Origin of the sequence: Stenotrophomonas thermophila, assembly GCF_001499715.1 — a bacterium.
Taxonomy (GTDB): Bacteria; Pseudomonadota; Gammaproteobacteria; order Xanthomonadales; family Xanthomonadaceae; genus Stenotrophomonas; species Stenotrophomonas hibiscicola.
Genome location: NZ_CVIW01000011.1, coordinates 54,705 through 73,713, shown reverse-complemented (window position 1 = coordinate 73,713; position 19,009 = coordinate 54,705). Strand labels below are relative to the sequence as shown.

The 19,009-nt window shown below is 66.4% G+C and carries 21 protein-coding genes, 1 other RNA gene and 1 pseudogene; 13 read left to right on the top strand and 10 right to left on the bottom strand.

The window, feature by feature from the left end; genetic code table 11:
- A pseudogene (locus BN1263_RS06695) lies at positions 1–332 on the top strand (DNA repair protein RecN); the annotation flags it as partial.
- A gap of 110 nt (positions 333–442) precedes the next feature.
- Here BN1263_RS06695 and BN1263_RS06690 read toward each other — a convergent pair.
- Positions 443–1,360: a LysR family transcriptional regulator gene (locus BN1263_RS06690; RefSeq protein ID WP_058980306.1), complete on the bottom strand. Its 918-nt coding sequence runs from the start codon at positions 1,358–1,360 to the stop codon at positions 443–445.
- A 97-nt stretch (positions 1,361–1,457) separates the two neighbouring features.
- Between BN1263_RS06690 and BN1263_RS06685 the strand changes: the two genes are divergently transcribed.
- A complete protein-coding gene (locus BN1263_RS06685) occupies positions 1,458–2,696 on the top strand; it encodes an SGNH/GDSL hydrolase family protein (RefSeq protein WP_058980305.1) in 1,239 nt (412 codons plus the stop codon).
- Positions 2,697–2,754: 58 nt separating this feature from the next.
- On the opposite strand, the gene fur is transcribed toward BN1263_RS06685, so the two are convergent.
- Positions 2,755–3,171 carry a ferric iron uptake transcriptional regulator gene (gene fur, locus BN1263_RS06680; RefSeq protein ID WP_014646807.1) on the bottom strand — a complete coding sequence of 139 codons (417 nt, stop codon included), beginning with the start codon at positions 3,169–3,171 and terminating at the stop codon, positions 2,755–2,757.
- A 103-nt stretch (positions 3,172–3,274) separates the two neighbouring features.
- Between fur and BN1263_RS06675 the strand changes: the two genes are divergently transcribed.
- A complete protein-coding gene (locus BN1263_RS06675; protein WP_005409234.1) occupies positions 3,275–3,667 on the top strand; it encodes an outer membrane protein assembly factor BamE in 393 nt (130 codons plus the stop codon).
- 36 nt (positions 3,668–3,703) lie between these two features.
- Here the strand turns inward: BN1263_RS06675 and BN1263_RS06670 are convergent, their stop codons facing one another.
- Complete coding sequence (locus BN1263_RS06670; protein WP_058980304.1) at positions 3,704–3,961, bottom strand: RnfH family protein; 258 nt, start codon at positions 3,959–3,961, stop codon at positions 3,704–3,706.
- Positions 3,962–3,964: 3 nt separating this feature from the next.
- Complete coding sequence (locus tag BN1263_RS06665) at positions 3,965–4,390, bottom strand: type II toxin-antitoxin system RatA family toxin (RefSeq protein ID WP_053463290.1); 426 nt, start codon at positions 4,388–4,390, stop codon at positions 3,965–3,967.
- 57 nt (positions 4,391–4,447) lie between these two features.
- Between BN1263_RS06665 and smpB the strand changes: the two genes are divergently transcribed.
- Entirely contained in the window at positions 4,448–4,951 is a 504-nt protein-coding gene (gene smpB / locus BN1263_RS06660; protein ID WP_019661238.1) for an SsrA-binding protein SmpB, read from the top strand.
- A gap of 125 nt (positions 4,952–5,076) precedes the next feature.
- Here smpB and BN1263_RS06655 read toward each other — a convergent pair whose 3' ends face one another.
- Positions 5,077–5,649, bottom strand: a complete 573-nt coding sequence (locus BN1263_RS06655; RefSeq protein WP_058980303.1) for a hypothetical protein — start codon at positions 5,647–5,649, stop codon at positions 5,077–5,079.
- Positions 5,650–5,868: 219 nt separating this feature from the next.
- On the opposite strand from BN1263_RS06655, the gene ssrA reads away from it, so the two are divergent.
- Positions 5,869–6,222: a transfer-messenger RNA gene (gene ssrA / locus BN1263_RS20035) on the top strand.
- Between the two features lie 153 nt (positions 6,223–6,375).
- On the top strand, positions 6,376–6,858 hold the full coding sequence (locus BN1263_RS06650; RefSeq protein WP_058980302.1) for a hypothetical protein: 483 nt from the start codon (positions 6,376–6,378) through the stop codon (positions 6,856–6,858).
- 14 nt (positions 6,859–6,872) lie between these two features.
- On the opposite strand, the gene BN1263_RS06645 is transcribed toward BN1263_RS06650, so the two are convergent.
- The gene (locus BN1263_RS06645; RefSeq protein ID WP_058980308.1) at positions 6,873–7,334 is read right to left on the bottom strand and encodes a methyltransferase family protein; all 462 of its coding nucleotides are present in this window, start codon (positions 7,332–7,334) and stop codon (positions 6,873–6,875) included.
- A 145-nt stretch (positions 7,335–7,479) separates the two neighbouring features.
- Between BN1263_RS06645 and BN1263_RS06640 the strand changes: the two genes are divergently transcribed.
- From BN1263_RS06640 to BN1263_RS06615, 6 genes are all read left to right on the top strand, one after another.
- On the top strand, positions 7,480–9,492 hold the full coding sequence (locus tag BN1263_RS06640; RefSeq protein WP_058980301.1) for an esterase/lipase family protein: 2,013 nt from the start codon (positions 7,480–7,482) through the stop codon (positions 9,490–9,492).
- Between the two features lie 84 nt (positions 9,493–9,576).
- A complete protein-coding gene (hchA, locus tag BN1263_RS06635) occupies positions 9,577–10,449 on the top strand; it encodes a glyoxalase III HchA (protein ID WP_058980300.1) in 873 nt (290 codons plus the stop codon).
- A 5-nt stretch (positions 10,450–10,454) separates the two neighbouring features.
- Positions 10,455–11,159: a PA1136 family autoinducer-binding transcriptional regulator gene (locus BN1263_RS06630; RefSeq protein WP_058980299.1), complete on the top strand. Its 705-nt coding sequence runs from the start codon at positions 10,455–10,457 to the stop codon at positions 11,157–11,159.
- A gap of 87 nt (positions 11,160–11,246) precedes the next feature.
- Positions 11,247–11,483: a hypothetical protein gene (locus tag BN1263_RS06625; RefSeq protein ID WP_021203968.1), complete on the top strand. Its 237-nt coding sequence runs from the start codon at positions 11,247–11,249 to the stop codon at positions 11,481–11,483.
- A 59-nt stretch (positions 11,484–11,542) separates the two neighbouring features.
- Positions 11,543–11,770 (top strand): hypothetical protein, encoded by a 228-nt coding sequence (locus BN1263_RS06620; protein ID WP_227200225.1) that lies wholly within the window; start codon positions 11,543–11,545, stop codon positions 11,768–11,770.
- 138 nt (positions 11,771–11,908) lie between these two features.
- Complete coding sequence (locus tag BN1263_RS06615) at positions 11,909–12,763, top strand: endonuclease/exonuclease/phosphatase family protein (RefSeq protein ID WP_058980298.1); 855 nt, start codon at positions 11,909–11,911, stop codon at positions 12,761–12,763.
- A 19-nt stretch (positions 12,764–12,782) separates the two neighbouring features.
- On the opposite strand, the gene BN1263_RS06610 is transcribed toward BN1263_RS06615, so the two are convergent.
- The gene (locus tag BN1263_RS06610) at positions 12,783–13,046 is read right to left on the bottom strand and encodes a hypothetical protein (protein ID WP_021203970.1); all 264 of its coding nucleotides are present in this window, start codon (positions 13,044–13,046) and stop codon (positions 12,783–12,785) included.
- 140 nt (positions 13,047–13,186) lie between these two features.
- On the opposite strand from BN1263_RS06610, the gene BN1263_RS06605 reads away from it, so the two are divergent.
- Positions 13,187–13,564: a VOC family protein gene (locus tag BN1263_RS06605; RefSeq protein WP_058980297.1), complete on the top strand. Its 378-nt coding sequence runs from the start codon at positions 13,187–13,189 to the stop codon at positions 13,562–13,564.
- A gap of 41 nt (positions 13,565–13,605) precedes the next feature.
- Here BN1263_RS06605 and BN1263_RS06600 read toward each other — a convergent pair whose 3' ends face one another.
- The 3 genes from BN1263_RS06600 to BN1263_RS06590 all read right to left on the bottom strand — a co-directional run bounded on the left by BN1263_RS06600 (position 13,606) and on the right by BN1263_RS06590 (position 18,993).
- Positions 13,606–15,027, bottom strand: coding sequence for an efflux transporter outer membrane subunit (locus tag BN1263_RS06600; protein WP_058980296.1), 1,422 nt, complete (start codon positions 15,025–15,027; stop codon positions 13,606–13,608).
- Positions 15,021–15,758 (bottom strand): SDR family oxidoreductase, encoded by a 738-nt coding sequence (locus BN1263_RS06595; protein ID WP_033833092.1) that lies wholly within the window; start codon positions 15,756–15,758, stop codon positions 15,021–15,023. The genes BN1263_RS06600 and BN1263_RS06595 overlap by 7 nt, the downstream gene beginning before the upstream one ends.
- A 64-nt stretch (positions 15,759–15,822) precedes the next feature.
- Positions 15,823–18,993 (bottom strand): efflux RND transporter permease subunit, encoded by a 3,171-nt coding sequence (locus tag BN1263_RS06590; protein ID WP_058980295.1) that lies wholly within the window; start codon positions 18,991–18,993, stop codon positions 15,823–15,825.
- Positions 18,994–19,009 lie beyond the last annotated feature (16 nt).

The following is a 19,009-nucleotide window of genomic DNA, read 5'->3' as shown; positions in this document are numbered from 1 at the left end:
GTGGCCGCGCTGGACCTGGATGCGGTGCCCACCATGGTGGTTTGGACGAGGTCGACTCCGGCATCGGCGGCGCGGGGGCCGACATCGTCGGCCAGAAGCTGCGCGCGCTCGGTGAGAAGCGCCAGGTGCTGTGCGTGACCCACCTGCCGCAGGTCGCTTCCAAGGGCCACGCCCACTACCGGGTCAGCAAGGCGCCGGTGGAAGGCATGACCCAGAGCGCAGTGGAAAAACTGGACAGCAAGGCCCGCGAGGAAGAGCTGGCGCGCATGCTGGGTGGCGTGGAAGTGAGCAAGGAAGCGCGCGCCGCCGCACGCAAGCTGCTGCAGGTGTAACGCCGCCCGAGCCGGGCATAGGCCCGGCTTCCGCGCGGTAGTGCCGGCCGCTGGCCGGCAACCCAACACGGGTGGGCGAAGATCGTGAGGTTGCCGGCCAGCGGCCGGCCCTACCCCCGTGGCTGCGTCAGATCGACCTGTTCCACCAGGAAATCGAGGAACGCGCGCACCCGCAGCGGCAGGTAACCGCCCTGCCCCAGGAACACGGCGTGCACTTCTTCCAGGTCACCCGGATTGGCCTCTTCCAGCACCGGCAGCAGGCGCCCGGCGGCGACGTCGTCCTGCACCTGGAACGCGGCCAGGCGGGCCATGCCCAGCCCGCCCAGCACCAGCTGGCGCAGCGCGTCGCCGTTGCTGGCACGGGCATTGCCACTGGGCAGCACCATCCGCTCGCGCCCGTCCTGCAGCAGCGGCCAGCCCTGCATCGCGCGCGCATGACCGATGTCCAGCCGGTTGTGGGACTGCAGTTCCTCGGCGTTGCGCGGCACGCCATGCCGCTGCAGGTACGCCGGCCCGGCCACGATCATCATCCGCGTCGCGCCCAGCCGACGCGCGACCAGGCTGGAGCTTTTCAGCGGACCGGCCCTTACCGCCACGTCGGTGCGCTGCTCCAGCAGGTCGATCACTTCATCATTGAGGGTCAGGTCCACCCCGACCCGCGGGTTGCGCGCCAGGAACGCCGGGAGCAGCGGCAAGAGGAAATGCTGGCCGAACGGCACGTTGGAGTTGACCCGCAGCCGCCCACGCGGCTCGGCATGGGCGCTAGCGCAGCGCTCGGCCTCCTCGAGGTCAGCCAGCACGCGCAGGCCACGCTCGTAGAACGCGCAGCCTTCCGGGGTCAGCTGCAGCTGGCGGGGGGAGCGCTGCAGCAGGCGCGTGCCGAGCCGCTGCTCCAGCCGTGCCACCAGCTTGCTTACCGCCGAGGGCGTCATGTCCAGGCTGCGGGCGGCGGCAGAAAAGCCACCGGTCTCGATCACCCGCACGAACACTTCCAGTTCGCCGGATCGGTTGATGTCGGGTCGCGCCATGGCGATGAATCCAGTTCACAGATGATTGTCCATGCGCAGTCTAGTTCACAGGTGAACCCGGAATCACCATGGCCGTCCCTTTCCTCCGGACCGACCGATGACCCGTTTGCGCCAGCTCACTGCCACCGTCCTGCTCGCCCTGTCCGGCGCGGCCGGCGCCTCGCCCACTGCGCACTGGGTCGCCAGCTGGCAGGCCAGCCCGCAACCGGTCTGGCGCGCGGATTTCCTGTTCCCGACGCTGGTTCCGACCACGCTGCACGACCAGACGTTCCGCCAGACCGCGCGCATCAGCCTGGGCGGGGCGCGGCTGCGGGTGCGGCTGAGCAATGCCTACGGTACCCAGCCGTTGCGGATCGGAGCGGCCAGCATCTCCGCACGCATGGGCGGCGCGCCTCACCCGCTCAGCTTCGACGGCCAGCCCAGCGTGGTGATCGGCCCCGGCCAGGAACGGCTGAGCGATCCGCTGGCGCTTGCCACGGATGACCGGCAGGCGCTGCAGGTCAGTGTCTTCGTGCCGGGGCCGGCGGCGGTCCAGACGTTCCATTGGGACGGTCGCCAGACCAGCTGGATCGCCGCTGGCGACCAGAGCCGGGCCCAGGCGCTGCGCGCTGCCAGCAGCACCACCGCGCGCCTGCTCCTGGCCGGTATCGAGGTCGAGGCCAACGCCAGCGCGCGCAGCGTGGTGGTGATCGGCGACTCGATCACCGATGGCGCCACGGCCAGCCTCGACCAGGACCAGCGCTGGACCGACCATCTGGCCGCGCGCCTCGCCCCGCGCGGGGTGGCGGTGGTCAATGCGGGCATTTCCGGCAATCGGCTGCTGAGCGACGGCATGGGTGAGTCCGCCCTGGCCCGTTTCCAGCGCGATGCACTGGATCAACCCGGCGTGGCGAGCGTCATCGTGCTGATCGGCATCAACGACATCAGCTGGCCCGGCACGGCGTTCGCCCGGGGCCAGGCCAGGCCAACGCTGGCCGAACTGCAGGCGGGCTATCGCACCCTGGCAGAACAGGCCCGCAGGCGTGGTGTGCGGATAATCGGCGCCACCCTGCCACCGTTCGCTGGTGCCCTGCCCGGCACGCCGCTGGACGACTACTACCACCCGGACAAGGACGCCCTGCGGCGGCAACTCAATGCCTGGCTGCGTACGGACAGCCCGTTCGACGCGGTGATCGACCTGGACGCGGCGCTGCGCGACCCGGCCGAGCCGTTACGGATGGCCGCCGCCTACGACTCCGGCGATCACCTGCATCCGGGTGATGCAGGGAACCGGGCGATGGCCGAGGCGGTGGACCTCCTGATGGGATCATCCGGGCGTGGCGGGAATCTACCGTAAGCAACGAAAAACCCCGGGCAGGCCCGGGGTTTCGTCGCATCCAGCGGGCCTGAACGGCCTACTTCCGCTTCTTGCGCACGTACAGCACCAGCGAGTGCTCTTCCAGCTCGTAGCCATGGTCGGCCGCGATCTTGCGCTGCAGCTCCTCGATCTCATGGCTCTCGAACTCGATGATCTTGCCGCTGTCCACGTCGACCATGTGGTCGTGGTGGCCACCACGGTCCAGTTCGTAAACGGCCTGGCCGCCCTCGAAATTGTGCTTGAGCACGAGGCCGGCAGCCTCGAACTGGGTCAGCACCCGGTAGACGGTCGCCAGGCCGATCTCGTCGCCATGCTCGAGCAGCTGGCGGTAGATGTCCTCGGCGGTCATGTGATGCTGGTGGTGCTGGGCATTGCGCTGCTCGAGCAGCGCCAGGATCCGCATCCGCGGATGGGTCACCTTCAGGCCGACTTTACGCAGGTCGTGGGTTTCCATAGGTCTCCGTTCATTGGCGATTTAGCGCCAGCTGCCTCGGATTGGGTCGCGGTGGCACGCCGGGAGTGTATCATCGGTTTGATTTCCCCAACCGCCAGTCCCGATGCGCAATCTCCTGTTGGTCGCCGCCGTCGCCCTGTCCACCACCGGGTGCGGCATCATCTACAAGCAACCCATCTATCAGGGCAACCTGATCCGGGAAGATGCCGTGGCCAAGCTGCAGGTCGGGCAGAGCAAGCAGCAGGTCACCGCGCTGCTGGGCACCCCGTCCATTCCCGACCCGTTCCACGCCCAGCGCTGGGACTACACGTCCAGCCAGCGCGTGAACCGCCTGGGCCGTACCGAAGTGAAGAACTTCGTGGTGTTCTTCGAGAATGACACCGTGACCCGCTGGGAGGGCGATTACTTCCCGGGCAACGACAAGGCCCTGGCCCAGCAGACCGTGCGCCAGTTCGGCCGCAACCTGCCCAAGGACAAGAAGAAGAAGGGCCGTTAAGCGCCCAGCCCCGTCCGCAGGGACGGGTTGACGGGATCAACCGCCGAGCGCGCGACGCCGGCGGTTGTCCTTGGGATCGGCCAGCAGCGGGCGCAACAGCTCGACGCGGTCGCCATCCAGCAGCACCTGTTGCGGGCGCGCCAGGACGCCGTGCACGGCAGCGGCCGGACAATCGGCACTGCCTTCCAGCGCCGCAGCGGCAATGGCGTCGGCCACGGTGGCACCCTCCTCCAGTTTCAGTCGGCGCGACAGCACCCGCTGTGCCCTGGCCAGTACCACCTCGACCTCGATCATCGCTCAGGCCTCGTCGGCGACACGGATGAAGTCGTTGACCATGCGGTCGGCAAGGCTCTGGAAGCCCAGCGCCAATGCAGGACCAAGCAGGCGCGAGCTGGGTTCGAACTCCAGGGTGAGAGTGACCTTGCAGGCGTCCTCGGCCAGCGCATGGAATTCCCAACGGCCGTGCAGCTGCTTGAACGGGCCATCGCGCAGCTGCATATCGATGCTGTACGGGCGCCGCAGCGTGTTTTCCGTCTGGAACCAGGTGCTGAACGAACCCAGGCCCAGGTCAAGGCGCGCGACCAGGCGGTCCTCGCCCTGCTCCAGGATCTGGGCAGCCGAGCACCAGCGGAAACGGCTCGGATAGGCCTGGACATCGTTGACCAGGTCGAACATGCGCGCGGCCGAATGCTCGACCAGGGCGCTGCGGCGGATAGTAGGCATGAATACAGGACGTTTCGGCAATCGACCGGGCGGGCCCGAATCGGAGACAATACGGAAATGAGCAAGAACAGCGGCAAGGATAAAGCAAAGAGCGCGACGGCCAACAAAACCATCGCGTTGAACAAGCGTGCCCGCCACGAGTATCACATCGAGGAGCGCTTCGAGGCCGGCCTCGCCCTGCAGGGCTGGGAGGTCAAGTCGATCCGCGCAGGCCGTGGCAACATCATCGACGCCTACGCCTATGTGAAGCGCGGCGAGATCTACCTGATCGGTGCACAGATCACCCCGTTGATCCAGGCCTCCACCCACGTGGTCGCCGAGGACCGCCGCGAGCGCAAGCTGCTGCTGCACCGGAACGAGATCGACAAGCTGATCGGCAAGGTCGAGCGCGACGGCTACACGATCGTGCCTACCGCGATGTACTGGAGCAAGAACAAGATCAAGCTTGAGATCGCACTGGCCAAGGGCAAGCAGAACCACGACAAGCGCGATGCCGCCAAGGACCGCGACTGGGCGATCGAGAAACAACGCGTGATGCGTCGCGGCAACCGCGACGCGTAAGGCGGCTGCGCAGCACCCTGTAGAGCCGAGCCATGCTCGGCTGCTTTGGCTTTCTGTAGAGCCGAGCTGTGCTCGACTGCCGTGAAGCAGCCGAGCATAGGCTCGGCTCTACAACACGATGCGGCTCAGCTGGCCAGAACGCCCTGCCTGCGCATCCTCGGCGCCAGCGCCGCATGCATCACCGCCAGGTGCATCACCACCGAAAGTTCCGGAGCGTGGGGATCATCACCGGCGCGCCACTGCTGCGCCAGCCGCGCGGCGTCGACGGGCAGCAGGGCCAGCAACTGGGCGTCGTCCAGCGCATCGGCGGAAGCCTGCAACTGTCGCGCAACTTGCCGCGACTGCCACACATGCACGCCAATGCTGAGGCTGGCCAGCGACATCAAGGTCAGGGCCAGGCCATGTTCGAACCACTGTGACAGTACATCCGGGCCCCACAGCAGCGCGGCGAGCACCGCCAGCGCCGGCAGCCGCCAGCCCAGCCAATGCAAGCGCCCACGCTGCGGCCAGTGCACCACCACCGCACTGGAGACCAGCGCGGCTGCCGCCGTCGCCGGCAGCTCGGTCGGCCAGGTGGCCGCCAGCAGCACCGCCAGCACCGCCCAGACCCAGCCGGGCGGCAACGCGCGCCGCTGGTAGTCGGCCCCGACGGGTCCAACCAGCTGTCGCAGGCTGCGTTGTTGGCTTGCCTCGGTCACCCACAGTCTCCCTGTCTGTCCTGGCTTGGATGGTCGTCGCCAGTGTGTCGCAAATTCGTGCCCATGACGTTACCAATCCGCTATGACGGAGGCTCTACAACTTGTTGTGGATTGCCACGGTGACTGTTCAGCTGTTTTGGCGTAGCATTGGCAGCGTTGGGCAGGCCCCGCTCGTGGCAACACGGCATTGGCCCTGTACCTTGCAGCACTGTAGAAACCGGGGGTGCATTGGTTTCGACGGGGGTTGTGAAGTCGCCTGGCGCATGCCGAGGGGGTAGCTTTCCTCGTAAATCCAGCTGCAAAACTCTAGTTGCCAACGACGACAACTACGCTCTGGCCGCTTAAGGCCTAAGCCTCGAAACCGCTTGTGTCCATGCTCGCGGTGTAGAGTCACTATCATGGAATCGCGCCGGGCGGCTGCCTGTCAGCCCGGCACTAGAACACAACAGGCTGGTTCCCGGATGCGCTTTGCGCACCGTGCTGTTCGGGGACGAGATCCAACGGTGAGCTAAGCATGTAGTGCTGGGGATGGAGTGCCTTCGGACGGCGGTTCAATTCCGCCCACCTCCACCATCTGTATGGCCTGTCGAGGCCACAAGAAGCCGGATCTCCCGTCAACCGGGGTTCCGGCTTTTTTGTGCCTGCACGTCGCGGAGGATGTGTGGCGCATAATCGGGATGACACCTCCAACAGCCCCTCACCCCGCGATCGCCAGAAGGATCTGCCATGAAAGCCCCCCTCGCGATGTCCCTGCTCCTCACTGCCCTGGCCGCAGCCCCAGCCACGCACGCCTCCACACCCACCATCGCGCCGCCAGGCACCGCAACGTTGGAAGCCCTGCTGTCCTGCAGACCTGGCTCCAACTTCAGCGAGGCCGAAGCCATCGATGCCCTGCAGGCAGCCGGCCTGGCCAAGAAGCCGGGCGGTACATTCGAACCGGAGGACAACCCGGTCGCGCTGTTTGGCGGCACGGCCACCAGTGCCGATGTGAACGTGGCCGAAGGCGAGAAGAGCCTCTTCGTGTACTTGAACGGTGTCGATGCCAAGCGCCTGGCCAAGGCCTGGTCGGTGACCGAAGTCAACGAGCACGCCGATACCGAAGAACCGTCGTACGCGAAGCGCATCGACAAGCGCCATACCCTGCACGTGATCGCGGGTGACGACTACGAGGGCTATTCGGCCGCAGTGAAATGCCAGATCAGCCGCTGATGGCGTAGCCAACGCTACAGCCAGCGCGGCACGCGACGACGGTACTGCGCGTACGCCTCGGGAAAGCGCGCCATCAGTGCCCGCTCCTCCGGCAGGATCTGCAACCGGGTGATGTACGCCAGGAACAGCGGGACCACCATCAGCGCGATCAGATGCTGCAGGTACACCATGGCTCTCAGCAGAACCAGCGCCTGGCCCAGATACATCGGATTCCGTGTGCGGCGGTAGACCCCGCTGGTAACCAGCACGCTCGAGGCCGAAGGTCGCAGAGGATTGACGGTGGTGCCTGCTCGCCGGAAGGAGACCTTGGGCAGCAGGTTGCGCACCACACCGAGCGCCATCGTCAGACCCGCCAGTAGCGCCGGCACCGGTGCCCGAAAGGCAGAACCCGGCCACAGCCTGCACGCTGCATAGCCGACAGCTGCACACAGCAGCATCACCACGGGCGGGGGAACACGTGTTTCCAGCCAGGTCATCACGATCACCAAGCACGTTCCACCACAGTGTCACACGGGAATGCCCGGATCGCATGGCGGACGCATCGGCCAGGCCCAATCCGGCCAGTGGATTCCACTTTGACAGACCGACCGCTAGAGTGGCGCCTCCGCGCAGGAGGATCGCATGGCTACCACGGGCTTGGGCTTGATCGGCCGCACGACCCTCATCATCACCGCGCTGCTCAGCCTGGGAGGTTGCGCGACGCTGCGGCAGTTCGGGCCTTCGGTGCAGGTCGCCTCGGTCACGCCCGGCCAGTACATCGCGCTCAAGCGCGGTGACATCCTCACCTCCGGCAAGCTCAGTGCGGCGACCACGGAGACGCTGCGCGTGGCCGGCCTTGATGAAGGTGTCTGCGCCAAGCCCGGCCTGCCCTGCATCGAAGCGATGGAAGCCAGCATCGTCGTGCGCGAGGAGGACAAGCGCTCCAGCCTGGCCGAGCTGTGGCTGCAGTATGCGATGACCCTGCCGGCGCCGAAGCGCGAGTACTCCGCCTCGGGTCGCGCCAAGACCGCAATCAACGAGTTGGATGCCGACTTCCAGCCGCGCCTGGACGCATGGATGCAGGTCGCGCGCCAGGCCTACGCCTACCTGTTCTTCACCGAGCGCACCGCCAACCAGCGCGGCTTCGAAGACCGCCAGACCCAGGTGCGCGACTATTACAACCTGGCCGTGCAGGAGGCGTCGGTGCAGCTGTACGACGCCTACGCCACCGGGCGCGTGCACAACGATGCCAACCATCTCCAGCTGGGCCGCTGGACGTTCGTGCTGGCCCCTCCAGGGGAAGCATCGGCGTTGGGCGAGCGTACACCGACCGAACTGGTACCCGCCGCCTCGCTGTCGTTCACCGGCACGCTGCGCAGCGTGCACCGCCGCGATGGCTTCGGTGCCGAACTGGTGGCCGTGATGGATGACCCGGCCGCAACCACGCCCAGCACTACGCCGGCAGCGGCGCAGGCAAGCCCTTCCGCCACGCAGAGCTGGAGCGAGATGCCTTCGCCATCGATGACGGTGCTGCTGCGCTTCTCGGGAAAGAACCTGTGGGAAGTGCTGCACGATGACGAGCCGGAGCTGGAGATCCACGATCCCTACCAGGTTTCGGAAGTAACCCTGCACGGCCAGCAGGTGCCATTGGCGGCCAACTTCACCGCCGGCTATGCGTTGTGGCTGGCCCGTTCCAATTTCAGCCGGCAGTCGCTGCGCTCGCTGTTCGGGGGCAAGGGCGGCATCGACACACCGCATCTGTACATGATGCAGCCCTACGATCCCAACCGTCGCGTACTGCTGATGATCCATGGCCTGGCCAGCAGTCCGGAAGCCTGGGTCAACGTGGCCAACGAACTGCTGCGCGACGACGAGATCCGCCAGGACTTCCAGGTCTGGCAGTTCTACTACCCCACCAACATGCCCATCGCGATGAGCCACGATGCGATGCGCCACACGCTGGATGAGGTGTTCAAGCATTTCGACCCCAGCGGCAAGGCGCAGGCTTCACATGACATGGTCCTGGTCGGGCACAGCATGGGTGGGGTGATCGCGCGGTTGATGGTTTCCTCTTCCGGCGATCATCTGGTCGACACCCTGCTGGCAACCGCGCAGATGACGCCGGCACAGCGTGAACTGCTGCGCACCAAGGGCGCACCGGTGCTGACCTTCCTGCCGGAACCGGCAGTGTCGCGGGTGGTGTTCATCGCCACGCCACACCGCGGTACCGATGTGGCGGGCACCCGCCTGGGCCGCTGGATCGGTCGCCTGGTGCGGTTGCCGCTGACCGTGCTGGAAGATGTTGCCACCATCGCCAACGACGGCCAGATCGACCGCACCGACGGCAAGCACGGCTACCAGATGAACAGCATCCAGAATCTGGACAAGGACGATCCCTTCGTCCGCGCCGTGGCAGACCTGCCGATGTCGCCGAAGGTGCACTACCACTCGATCATCGCGCGGGCGAAGGCCGATGGTCCGCTGGGAAAGACCAGCGACGGGCTGGTGCCCTACTGGAGCTCGCACCTGCCGCATGCGGATTCGGAGAAGGTGATCGTCTCCGGGCACAGCGTGCAGGAAGCCACGCCGGCCATCGTCGAACTGCGGCGGATCCTGCATGAGGACATGCAGCAACACGGGAACCAGGCCAATTAGCCGTGGGCAGCTGAGGGAAATCCCTCATCGCGCGTGCGCACCCACCCTCCTATGCTGGCCTCACATTTCCCGCAGGAGGTCTGCATGAACACGCAAGAGCCCAGCCGCCAGCCCAGCCCCGACCCGGCCGAGCGCGATGCCTTCTTCCCGTCGCCCTACTCGCTGTCACAGTTCACATCGCCCAAGAGCAACCTTTCCGGTGCCGACTACCCGGATGCGCGCCGCGATGGCCGCTGGAAGGTGCTGATGATCGCTGCCGACGAACGCTACCTGCCAACTGCCAATGGCCACCTGTTCTCCACCGGCAACCATCCGGTGGAGACCCTGCTGCCGATGTACCACCTCGACAAGGCCGGCTTCGGCATCGATGTAGCCACGCTGTCGGGCAACCCCGCCAAGTTCGAGTGGTGGGCATTTCCAAACGAGGACAAGGAAATCGGCGGGCTGTACGAACGTTATGCCTCGTGCTTCCGCCAGCCGCTGCCACTGGACGAGGTGGTCGCCGGGCTCGATGCGGATTCGGACTACGCGGCAGTGTTCATCCCCGGTGGCCATGGCGCCCTGATCGGACTGCCGCAGAGCCGCGCGGTGAAGTCCGTCCTGCATTGGGCGATGGCCCAGCAACGCCACATCATCACCCTTTGCCACGGTCCGGCCGCACTGCTGGCTGCGGGCGTGGACGAGGCCGATGGCGGTTCGCTGTTCCGCGGCTACCGCATCTGCGCCTTCCCCGATGCGATGGACCGGCAGACGCCGGAGATCGGCTACATGCCTGGACAGTTGCCGTGGTTCTTCGGTGAGCGCCTGGCACAGCGGGGCGTGCAGATCGTCAATGACGGCATCGATGGCAGCGTGCTGCAGGACCGCCTGCTGCTGACCGGCGACAGCCCGTTGGCTGGCAATGCGCTGGGCAAACTGGCTGCACGCGCCCTGCTCGACGCCCTGGCCGAGCGCTGAGCCGGATGACCGAGCTGGTGCAGGCGCTGCTGGAGCTGGAACGCGCCCGTTCGCTGAGCGCGGTGGGTGCAGTCCTGCGAGGCATCGCGGCACCGCTCGGCTTCGACCGCGTGCTGGTGTTTGCCACCGGCACCGGGCTGGAGCGGGGTACGCAACGCGTGTACTGGATCGAGGGCGACTGGTTCGGCGATGGCAGCGATACCGACCTTGCGCGCTACCTCCACGCCTGCCCCGTCAATCGCCACGTGCTGGACAGCAACGCGCCGTTCTTCTGGAGCAAGCGCCTGGGCGTTCGCGGCGAGCGCTACCAGGTGGTGAAGCAGCCTCGCGGCGAAGGCCTGCATGGGCTGCAGGTGCCGGTGTTCGGCACCACCGGCCTGGAAGGCGCGGTCAGCGTTGCCGGTACGTCAATCGACGCGTCGGCCAACGCGCGCCTGCGGCTGGAAGCTGCTGCAACCGCAGCATTCCGGGCCGCGCGCCGTCTGGCCGAATCGCCTGCCGAGCGTTCGGGAAGCGCACTGAGCAACCGCGAGCGCGAAGTGCTGCGCTGGGTCGCCGCCGGGCGCCGGCAAGCTGAGATCGCGGCCACGCTTGGGCTTTCCACGCGCACGGTGGAGAACCACCTGCGCCACGCGCGGCAACGGCTGGGTGTGGCGACCACCGCGCAGGCAGTGCGTGCCGCCAGCCGTCGCGGCGAGATCGAAGACTGATCGCGGCGAGGCACTTCCGGAGCTCTGGTTCGCGTGTTACACACGCCATGCGCATGTGCGCGATTGCAGAAAGCAAGGATGATGCTTATGAAACTGCAACTGGCCGCGATGGCCGCATTGATGTTGGCATTGGGTAGTGGGATACCGGCGACTGGCCACGCGGCCGGGTCCCCCGGATCGACGACCGATTGCGTGCCCGTAAGACTTGGGCCCAACCTCGTGCATCAGCGCTGCACCGTCACCCGCACTCTGGCAGACGGCACCGTTTTCACGTCGGTGTACTGGATAGACGAGAACGGTCAGTGGTACCTCCCGGCAGACTGATCTGCATCGGACACCGACTACGGCTACAAGGAGTGTGATCAATGACGCTGCACAATCGAATGACCGCTTTTTCTTTCGCCGCAGTAGTTGCACTTGCGGCCCTGGTGCCCTCGCCGCCGGCGAATGCAGCCGAAGAGGTCGGCCTGCAGGAGGAGTGCGTGCCCTTCCGCATCAGCGGCAACGTGTTCCACCAGCGTTGCACGCTGTACGTGGTCCATGACGACGGCACCCGCGTGGCCAGCGACCACTACAACCGCGACGAGAACGGGATGATCTACGACCCCTGATCGGGCAAGGGGCATCTGCCGGGCGGAGCGTCCAGCGCCCGCCCGGCGTCTCCAAATCGCCCGTCCCGGCATACCACTGCCCCCGCCTTCCATGGCATGCTCCATGAAACCGTTTTCATGGAATGGAGGGATTCCACGATGTTGTCGCGTTTCCGTCGCCCGGCGCTGAGTGCGCTGCTGGCGCTCGCTCTGCCTGCCGTTGCCTGGGCCGTCACGCCGGCGCCGTTGAAGGTGATGTCATTCAACGTCCGTACCCCGGCTGACACCGAGCCGGGCAAGCGCTGGCCCGACCGCCGTGATGCGATGGTCAAGGTGATCCTCGACGCGCACCCGGCAGTGATCGGCACCCAGGAACTGGTGAAGGAACAGGCCGACTACCTGTCAGGGCACCTGCCCGGCTACCGCTGGTTCGGTGAAGGCCGCCGCGGTGGCAGCGGCGATGAGCACATGGGCGTGTTCTACGACAGCAAGGTGCTGGCCGTCGAGGAATCCGGCAACTTCTGGCTTTCGGATACGCCGGACGTCCCTGGCAGCATCAGCTGGGGCAACCTGTACCCGCGTATGGTCACCTGGGCCCTGTTCCGGCGCCTGGACGATGGCCGTCGCTTCTACTTCCTCAACACCCACCTGCCCTACCGCGACGAGGACGAACCGCGCCGGGTGAAGGGTGCCGAGCTCATCGGCAAGCGCCTGCAGGCCATGCCGGACGACCTGCCGGTGGTGTTGACCGGTGACTTCAACAGCGAGCCCGGCGGTGACACCTACAGGGCGTTCACCCGCCTGCTGCAGGACACCCGTACCCAGGTGAAAACACCGCAGGGTCCGCGCCCGACCTTCCACGACTTCACCGGCAAGGCCACCGTGCAGCTGGACTGGGTGCTGGTGCGTGGCTTCCGTGCGCGCAGCTTCCTTACCGATGATCGTCGCATCGACGGCGTGCTGCCGTCGGATCATTTCCCGCTGGTGGTCGAGCTGGACTGGCCGAAGCCCTGAATTCCCGCGGCAGCCGTGGCTACGGCGGCGGCTGCCGCGACAACAGCCGGTACAACGCCTGGTGCTGGTTGCGCGCCTGGCAGATGCGGGCGCCGACGGCAAGGAACACGGCGACACCGATCAGCCCGAGCCCCAGCATCGGATCGGGCAGCCGCAGGAAACCGATCGCAGCGGCCATCGTCGCCAGCACCAGCAGCACAACGACCGCCACCGAAAGGCCCGCACCGGGTGGCCCCGGGTCGCCAAACAGCATGCGCTGGGTATCCCGCCTGTCATCGCTCATCGTGTGTACTCCCTGGAATCTGCCCCACTAGTTACACGGCGGACACGGCTTCTGGCAGAGTCAGAAACGTCACGACTGTGACAACGTCCACAGCAGACGCCGCGCTACCCTGCCCCTGTTCCCGAACTGTGGAGAAAGGCATGGCACACCAGAGTCGCCTGGCCGGTTTCATCATCGATTGCGAGGGCATTCCCGCCGACGAAGGCGCCCGCTTCTGGGCCGCCGCGCTTGGCCTGAAGGCGCAGCCCGCCCGTGCCGAAGACGCCGCCGAGTACGCCGACCTGCTCGGTGCTCCGGCGGGCCTGGACGTTGAAGTCCAGCGCGTCGATCACCCGTCACGGGTGCATCTGGACATCGAGAGCGACGAGATCGATGCCGAAGCCGACCGCCTGGAGAAGCTCGGCGCGCGACGGATAGGCTTCGTCAAGCGCTGGTGGGTGATGGAAGCACCAACCGGCCATCGCTTCTGCATCGTGCGCATGCGCGAGCGTGAGGTACCGGCCAACCACTGGCCCTGAAAGAACAAGGGGACGGAAGCCACTGCCTCCGTCCCCTGCGGTTACTGCGCCTGCGCCACGCTTGGCGGCTGCGGTGATTGACCCCAACCACCCAGCGCCTTGTACACACCCACCACGCTGACGTTGACGTCGGCCTCGGCCGCCGCCAGCGCATCATCGGCTGCCAGCTGGGTCCGCTGCGCGTCCAGCAGGGTCAGGAAGTCCTCCGATCCCTCGCGATAGCGGATCTGCGCCAGCGATTCGGCACGCCGAGCCGCCTGCGCCTGCTCCACCACGATTGCCAACCGTGCCTGCTGCTTGGAATAGCGGGTCAGCGCGTTCTCGGTGTCCTCCAGGGCGAGCAGTACCGCCTGTTCGTACTGCGCGGCCACGCCTTCGGCTTCAGCCTTGCTGGCACGCAGGCGCGCACGCACGGTGCCGAAGTCGAACGCGGCCCAGCTCAGCGAGGGCGTCAGCGACCAGGCCTTGTTGCTGCCATTGACCAGGCCACTGGCATCGCCGCCGAGGAAGCCGACGAAGCCTGACAGCGACAACCGCGGGAACAGGTCCGCTGTGGCCACGCCCACGCGTGCGGTCGCGGCAGCCAGGCGACGCTCCGCCACGCGCACGTCGGCGCGTTGGCGCAGCAGCTCGCGGGTATCGCCCAGCGGCAGTGCCTTGGCGAATGCCGGCACTTCGTGCGGCGCAAGCATGGCGGTCAGCGTTTCCGGACGCTGGCCCAGCAGAACCGCCAAGCGATTGCGCGACTGCGTTTCGGCCACTTCCAGCAGCGGGATATCGGCCTCGATCGCCTTCAGCCGGGCGCGACTGCTCTGCACGTCCAGCTCGCTGCCGGCGCCCAGCTCCCAGCGCGCCTCGGTCAGCTTCTGCGTATCGCGCAGGTTGACCAGGGTGTGCTGGGCCACGGCGATGCGCTTCTGCGTGCCGCGCAGCTCGAAGTAGTTGCGCGCCACTTCGGCAGCGATCAGTACCTGCGCGTCGGCCAGGTTGGCCTGCTCGGCGTCCAGGTCGGCGCGCGCGGCTTCTGCAGCACGGCGCTTGCGGCCGAACAGATCCAGCTCCCAGCCGGCATCGAAGCCGAGCTGGTAGCTTTCACTGAACACCCGCTGCCCACCCAGCTGCGGATCGGGTTGCTTGCGACGGTCGTAGCTGCCGCCTGCGGTGATGTGCGGCGCCTGGTCGAAGCGGCTTTCGACAAACACCGCGCGGGCCTGGCTGACGCGGGCCACGGCCACGCGCAGGTCCAGATTGTCCGACAGTGCGCCGTGAACCAGTTCTTCCAGCACCGGATCATCGAACTGCGCCCACCAGCTGGCCACCGGCGAAGTAGTGCTGAAGACCGGCTGCTGCGCGCTCTGAAGGACCACCGGTTCCTGCACAGGGGCCTTGTAGTTCGGGCCGACGCTGACACAGCCCGCCAGCACCAGGCTGGAGACGGCCATCGCCAACGTGCGGATCACCATGGCAGCACCTCGCCAAGGTAGGTGAAGCTGCCGCTGGCACCGGACTCACCGATCAGCGCCATTTCCACGCTGGACCGCGCGCCTTCGCTGATTTCGATCTCGCCATTGCCGCCGTTCATGTCGGTCTTTACGTAACCCGGATGCACGGTATTGACCTTGATCGGCGTGTTGCGCAGCTCATAGGCCAGGCTCAGGGTCCAGCTGTTCACTGCGGCCTTGGACGCGTTGTACGCCGGGATCTTGAAGTCATAGATGCCCGAGGAGGGATCCGCGTGCAGGGTCTGCGAACCGAGCATGCTGGACACATTGACGATGCGGCCGGACTTGGCTTGCTTGACCAGCGGCAGGAATGCCTGGGTGACCGCCACCAGCGCATAGACGTTGGTGTCGAAGGTGCGCTTCCAGGTGTCCAGCGATTGCTCCGACGGCGCCTGCGCGGGATTCTCGATCATGATGCCGGCATTGTTGACCAGGATGTCGAGGCGGCCATGGCGCTGGCGCACCTGCTCGACTGCCTCGGCGATGCTGGCCGCGTCGGTCACGTCCAGCTGCAGGGCTTCCACCGGCAGGCCCTCGGCCTGCAGCTTCAGGGCCAGCTCCACCGCCGTTTCGCGCTTGCGACCGGCCAGCAGCGTGTGCACGCCCGCCTGGGCCAGCTGGCGCACGGTTTCCAGGCCGATGCCACGGGTAGCGCCAGTGACCAGCGCGATCTTGTTCTGATGGGTGTTCATGGATTCATGCCTCGTGAGGGAAAAGCCGCCACCGGCCGGTAGCCGGCGGCGGCGGGGTTCCATGTCAGTGATGGATGGTCGGTTCGCCATGCTGCACCAGCTGGCCGCCACCTTTGCGGGTAACCAGCTTGCGCAGCGCCACGTAGAACACCGGGGTGAGGAACAGGCCGAACAGGGTCACGCCTAGCATGCCGGCGAACACGGTAATGCCGGTCACCGAGCGCACCTCGGCGCCTGCACCGTGCGACAGCACCAGCGGTACGGTGCCGGCGATGAACGCGATGGAGGTCATCACGATCGGGCGCAGTCGCAGGCGGCAGGCTTCCAGCGCGGCTTCAACGATGCCCTTGCCGCCCATCTCCAGCTCTCTGGCGAATTCGACGATCAGGATTGCGTTCTTGCACGCCAGGCCCATCAGCACCACCAGGCCGACCTGCACGAACACGTTGTTGTCACCACCGGTCAGCCACACGCCGAACAGCGCCGACAGCAGGGTCATCGGCACGATCAGGATCACCGCCAGCGGCAGCGACCAGCTCTCGTACAGCGCGGCCAGCACCAGGAAGGCCAGCATGATCGCCACCGGGAACACGATGAAGGCGGCCTTGCCCTGGGTCGCCTGCTGGTAGCTCAGGTCGGTCCATTCGGTGGTCATGCCCACCGGCAGCACTTTGCCGGCGATCTCGGTCAGCTTGGTCATCGCCTCGGCCGAGGACAGCAGGCGCGGGTCGGCCTCGCCGGCCAGGTCCGCTGCCGGGTAGCCATTGAAGCGCAGCACCGGATCCGGGCCGAAGGTCTGCTTGATGGTGACCATCGAACCGATCGGCACCATCTCGCCACGATCGTTGCGGGTGCGCAGCTTGCCGATGTCCTCGACCGTCTCGCGGAACGGACCGTCGGCCTGGGCGATCACCTGCCAGGTACGGCCGAACTGGTTGAAGTCGTTGACGTAGGCCGAACCCAGGTAGGTCTGCAACGTGTCGAACAACTCAGTGAGCTGCACGCCCTGTGCCTTGGCCTTGACGCGGTCCACCTCGGCATCCAGCTGCGGCACATTGGCCTGGTAGCTGGAAATCGGGAAAGCCATGCCCGGGGTCTGCGCAACGGTGCCCTGCATCGCCTGCACGGCATTCTGCAGTGCGCCGTAGCCCAGGTTGCCGCGGTCCTCGATGAACATCTGGTAGCCGTTGCCGTTACCCAGGCCGAGGATCGGCGGCGGCATCATCGCGAACGCGAAGCCCTCCTGCAGGCCAGCGATCTTCTGGTTGATCTCGGCGTTGATCTGCGCGGCAGTGCGGCCATGGCGCTCGGCGAACGGCTTGAGCGGAATGAACGCCACACCGGTGTTGGGCGTGTTGGTGAACTGCAGTGCATTCAAACCCGGGAACGAGATGGTGTGGGCCACGCCATCGGTTTCCTGGGCGATCTTGGCCACCTTGCGCAGCATTTCATCGGTGCGTGCGATCGACGAACCTTCCGGCAGCTTCACGCCGGCAATCAGGTACAGCTTGTCCTGGGTCGGGATGAAGCCCGGCGGCACCAGCTTGAAGATCACGCCGGTACCGACCAGCAGGATCGCGTAGACCACGAACACCGCACCACGACGGCCGAGGATGCGGGCCACGCCACGTTCGTACTTCTCCGAGCTGGACTTGAAGAAGCGGTTGAACGGACGGAACACCCAGCCGAACAGGCGGTCGATCAGGCGGCTCGGGCCGTCCTTCGGCGCACCATGGGCCTTCAGCAGGCGCGCGGCCAGGGCCGGCGACAGGGTCAGCGAGTTGATCGCCGAGATCACCGTGGAGATGGCGATGGTGACGGCGAACTGCTTGTAGAACTGGCCGGTGACCCCCGACAGGAACGCCATCGGCACGAACACGGCACACAGCACCAGCGCGATCGCCACGATCGGGCCGGACACTTCGCGCATGGCCTGGTGTGCCGCCGCAGTGGGCGACAGGCCTTCCTCGATGTTGCGCTCGACGTTCTCCACCACCACGATCGCATCGTCGACCACGATGCCGATCGCCAGCACCAGGCCGAACAGGCTCAGCGTGTTGATCGAGAAGCCCAGCAGGTACAGCGCGGCAAAGGTACCCACCACCGACACCGGCACCGCGATCAACGGAATGATCGACGCACGCCAGGTCTGCAGGAACAGGATCACCACCAGCACCACCAGGGCGATCGCTTCCAGCAGCGTGGAGACTACGGCCTTGATCGAGTCGCGCACGAAGATGGTGGTGTCATACACCGCTTCGTACTTCACATCGGCCGGCATGGTCTTCTGCATCTCGTCCATCGTCGAGATGACCTGGTCGCGGATTTCCAGCGCGTTGGCACCCGGCGACTGGAAGATGCCGATACCCACCGCGTTCTTGCCGTCCAGCTGCGAGCGCAGGGTGTAGTCGCCTGCGCCCAGTTCCAGGCGGGCCACGTCGGACAGGCGCACGATCTCGCCATCCGTGCCGCTCTTGAGCACGATGTCGCCGAATTCCTTTTCGGTCTTCAGCCGGCCCTGGGCATTGATGAGGGTCAGGAACTTGCTGTCCGGCAGCGGTTCGGCGCCGAGCTGGCCGGCCGACACCTGCACGTTCTGCTCGCGCATGGCGCGCACCACGTCGCTGGCGGTCAGGCCGCGCGAAGCCACCTTGTCCGGGTCCAGCCAGGCACGCATGGCGTAGTCGCCGCCACCGAAGATCTGCGCGTCACCCACGCCCGGAATACGCGCCAGCGCATCCTTGACGTGCAGGCGCGCGTAGTTGCGCAGGTACAGAGTGTCGTACTTGCCTTGCGGCGAGGTCAGGTGCACCACCATCAGGAAGGTCGGCGACTGCTTCTGCGTGGTCACGCCCTGCCGGCGCACGTCCTCGGGCAGGCGTGCCTGTGCCTGCGCCACGCGGTTCTGCACCTTCACCGCCGCCGCGTCCGGGTCGGTGCCCGGGCGGAAGGTGACGGTCATCTGCAGCACGCCGTCCGAGCCGGCAACCGACTTCAGGTACATCATGCCTTCGACGCCGTTGATCGCCTCTTCGAGCGGGGTAGCAACGGTCTCGGCAATGACCTTGGGGTTGGCGCCCGGATAGACCGTGCGCACGACCACCGACGGCGGCACCACTTCGGGGTACTCGCTGATCGGCAGGATTGGAATCGTGATCAGGCCTGCGGCGAAGATCACGATCGACAGCACCGCCGCGAAGATCGGCCTGTCGATGAAGAAGCGGGAAAAGTCCATGGAGGAATTCCTGGGA